This window comes from Methylobacterium nigriterrae (assembly GCF_037106235.1).
Taxonomy (GTDB): domain Bacteria; phylum Pseudomonadota; class Alphaproteobacteria; order Rhizobiales; family Beijerinckiaceae; genus Methylobacterium; species Methylobacterium nigriterrae.
The window spans coordinates 1-264 of sequence record NZ_JBAWTG010000956.1; the positions used below are offsets into that span (position 1 = coordinate 1).

General features: G+C 60.2%; 1 protein-coding gene. It reads left to right on the plus strand.

What is annotated here, in order from left to right:
* On the plus strand, window positions 1–264 hold a 264-nt coding region (locus tag WDW90_RS39840; protein ID WP_336493087.1), incomplete at both ends, for an NfeD family membrane protein.

The window sequence follows — 264 nt, forward strand, 5'->3', positions numbered from 1 at the left end:
GCCTCCGTTGCTGAGCCCGGTTGCGCTTCTCAGCTTTCTCGCTGTCCTGTCCGGCACCGGCTACATCTTAATGCGTGCCACCTCACTCTCTCCCGCTGCCGTTCTCGTGCTGTCGGCCCTTGCCGCGCTGCTTTTGGTCACAGCCATGGTGTTTCTTGTCCTCGTGCCGCTGTCCAAGGCCGAGCAAAGCAACAGCATTCGCATGCAGGATTTCATCGGCACCTTTGGCGAGGTTACCATCACTGTGCCTGAGAACGGCTGCGG